Genomic DNA, 3,284 nt, shown 5'->3' with positions numbered 1-3,284 from the left:
CCTTCGGATAGTATTGATAATGTACAATTATTTAAAAGTTTCCGAACAAAGAAAAATTTTACAGATACCACTATTTCACTCGTGAATGGAACTTATAGTAAAAAAGTCACTTATAAAAATGAACCTTTAATGTTATATTTTGAATATCATCGAAATATTGGAAAGCTATTAGATAAAAGTAAGTTGTTTGTAACCGGAGGAGCTGAAATAGGGTTATTTACTACTACAATTATGAATTCAATGTCTAACTTAATTTCAGATACAACTGTGGTGAAATTCAATAATCAGTATTTTGTTTTACAACCTTTTGAATCTCAGCGTGCTTATACCCGAGCTAATTATTTATATTATACAGGATTTATGTTTTTATGGGATGATGAAAATTTTAATGTCAAGTTTCAATTTATTGGAGGCTTTAATAATTATTATAAAGTGCTACTGCTTTCGCCTCAGCGAGAAGTATTTAAGCGTCTTGTTGATCCATATTTCGAAATAAAAATGAATACAATAGTAAAAAAAGCGGGTATTGGAGTTGGCATTGATGTTTTAACCAGGAAAAATACTCAGCCGTTTTTTGGATTGAATATATCAAAAGTGATTGATTTAAAAGATATTAAAAGTCTTTTTAATCCGATCAGTAGTGTTAAATAATATAAGTTCCATTTACATTTTACTGCTTAGGCAAAGCATTATAATCAAACCAAGGAGGTATCCTGTTGTTGTACGGACATGAGCGCCATACTTTTGGGTTGGGAGGTGTTTTGATATAGATAGTCTTCAAAAGTTTTGAAAGATCCTAATTATATCGTTGGGCTTTTTTAAACCCCAAATTTGCGTAAGGGATTGGCGTAGATACCGGCCAAAGCGCGTAAGACCTGCAGGCGTATGAACAAAAAGCCCGACCCGCTTCTATCAGCGGGGTACGCCATTATTGATGAATAGTTGATTATTTAAAACAATAAATACCGGCAGTTAAACTATGGATTATAGGTCCAGATATCGCCCGAGCGCATGGTAACCTGCGGACTGGTATACAGCAGGGTGGTACCATCTGTATCGTAAACATAAAAGTGACCGGTTTCCATATCGGTATTCATGTACAGTACAACCTGGTCGGGCCCGTGTGCTTTTTCAATATCGCCCCAACGCTCGTTGGTTCTGTCGCTAATAAAAATTATTTTTTTGGTAAGCCACCTGGCATGCAGCGAATTCTGACTTAGATCCCTGTTGGGGCCTGCGCCGTAAATGATGCCATATAACCTGTTGGCATTGGTTACAAAACTCATAGAAACAATAAACATATCGCCGGCGTTGTAATTGCCAAACAAAAAGTTACTGGCCGGGAAACTGGTAAGGCTGTTACTTAAGCTGTATCTTATTTCGTGCCTGTTATGGTGCAGGCCCATTAAATAGTAAGTAGCATCGTTGTAAGTAAAGGCTTTTACATCCTGTGCAACAAGCGCTTCGTTCAACGCGTCGCCAACGTAGCTAAAATTTATCTGGTCGGTACTTACCGCATGATGAACCGCTTTGTGTACGCCACGTGCAAAATCATTAAAATATAAATGATAGATACCGTTTTCCAGGTAGCCAACGTTTGATCCGTTTACATCGGCAGTAGCCCAGTTAGGATAATTGCTCATTTTTAACAAATATTTACCCGAACCGGTATTTGGTGCCCAGTTAACACCATCAGGAGAGGTGGCATAACTGGGCTTATTTATAGTTGAATTTTGAGGTAAAGAGGTATAGTACATTAGCCAGCTGCCATCGGGCTTTTTAAGTATGGTAGCGTTATTTACATGGCACCTGTTGCCATTGCCAATGGTTAAGGTGTGTGCGCCAAAAGTTAAAAAATTGTTGTTGGTTACGGTTGTAAATATCCGGTCGTTTTTTTTCGATGTATTGTCCCAGCCGCCATAATAAATATACCAGGCGCCGTTATAAACTACGCTTGGAGCATATATATTAGGATAAACACCCTGATTTGTAGCCTGGATGATGGGGTCGCGGTCATCCTGTGTCCAGTTGAAAATGCGGCCTGGGTTAAATGTGCCCGAACCTGCGTTATTAATCCGGTTTTGCCTGCTGGAGTTATCATTGCTGGTCCATTTAAAATGATTGAAGCCATCATCATAGCCCGCTGCAACTTCGGCAAGCTGAAAGTAATAGTTTGAGCCATCGGTACTCAGCCTGGTAGCTTCTATTTTTATGCGGTTGGTATGCACTGTAACCGGAAGTGGTATTACAACCGGGAGATTGTTGGTGCCGGGTTTTTGAGGATTGGCAAAATTAGTGAACGACTTAGCAGATACCCATGATGTGCCTGTGTAATAATAAATTGTAAAATTTAACGGGAAGCTTAAGCCTGCGTTATTGCTGTCATACCTTGGGGTTAGCCTCACATAATTTACATCGTTTGCATCGCTAAACTGAAAYTGAATAAACTCTACCCCGTTGGCGTTTGTGTGCTGATTTGAACTCCAGCATGTTGCAGTGTTATCGTCAATAGCATTTGATGCTGCCCACGAAGAGCCGGTTGATGATGCCGAAATGCCGGCAATGGGTATATCCGTATTCGCCAATGATATTTTTAGCTTTTTGCCGCCGGCGCCAGTGGCAGATGTGGTGTTTATTTCCGGCATTTCCTTGTTGCAGCCAGCAAATAAAACAATCGCTAATAAAAGCAATTTGCCTGGAAATTTTTTCATAATAAGGTTCGGCAGGTTATTAATACGAGGTAGCGCCACTGCTTATTTGCAGTAAATATATTTGAATATTTTATACCATACAATACGCAAAATCAATTTTGTACAAGGATGTGAAAAAGGTTTATTGCAATTGAAAATAACTTAACTATGGATACAAATAACTTAACCATGGAGCGGTTTTTTGTATAGGCTGGTATAAATTTATGGTATGTAAATACGTTTAATTGTTTTGTGATTGCACATAGCTTTTCGTTAATTGGTGAATGGTTGATGGGGTTGAATTTTTGTTGGTAAAAAATAAAAACAGTCAAAGTAAACCTAATCAACCTAATATTCTATCTCCAAACCAATCCTATCCAACCCAAAAACCTTACCTTTACAGCCCCATGTATTTGCAGCAGCTGTCAGTTATAAATTTTAAAAATTATGAGGAGGCCGAACTTGTTTTCAGCGAGGGTGTGAATGCTTTTACGGGTAATAATGGCGCGGGCAAAACTAATCTGCTYGATGCTATACATTACCTGAGCCTATGTAAAAGCTACTTTAACCCCATAGATAGCCAGCAAATAAAAC

Annotated in this window: 3 protein-coding genes; 2 read left to right on the top strand and 1 reads right to left on the bottom strand. The window is 38.6% G+C overall.

Features of this window, described 5'->3' with window-relative positions; all coding sequences use genetic code 11:
• Positions 1 to 651 (top strand): hypothetical protein (locus AC1DPZ_RS24425; protein ID WP_477408369.1); only part of this gene is annotated, 651 nt, incomplete at its 5' end.
• A gap of 326 nt (positions 652 to 977) precedes the next feature.
• Here AC1DPZ_RS24425 and AC1DPZ_RS24420 read toward each other — a convergent pair.
• Complete coding sequence (locus tag AC1DPZ_RS24420; protein WP_477408367.1) at positions 978 to 2,711, bottom strand: discoidin domain-containing protein; 1,734 nt, start codon at positions 2,709 to 2,711, stop codon at positions 978 to 980.
• A 386-nt stretch (positions 2,712 to 3,097) separates the two neighbouring features.
• On the opposite strand from AC1DPZ_RS24420, the gene AC1DPZ_RS24415 reads away from it, so the two are divergent.
• On the top strand, positions 3,098 to 3,284 hold a 187-nt coding region (locus AC1DPZ_RS24415; protein WP_477408365.1), incomplete at its 3' end, for an AAA family ATPase.

This window comes from Mucilaginibacter sp. P4_G9 (assembly GCF_056400985.1).
This window is presented reverse-complemented; position numbering and strand designations above follow the sequence as displayed.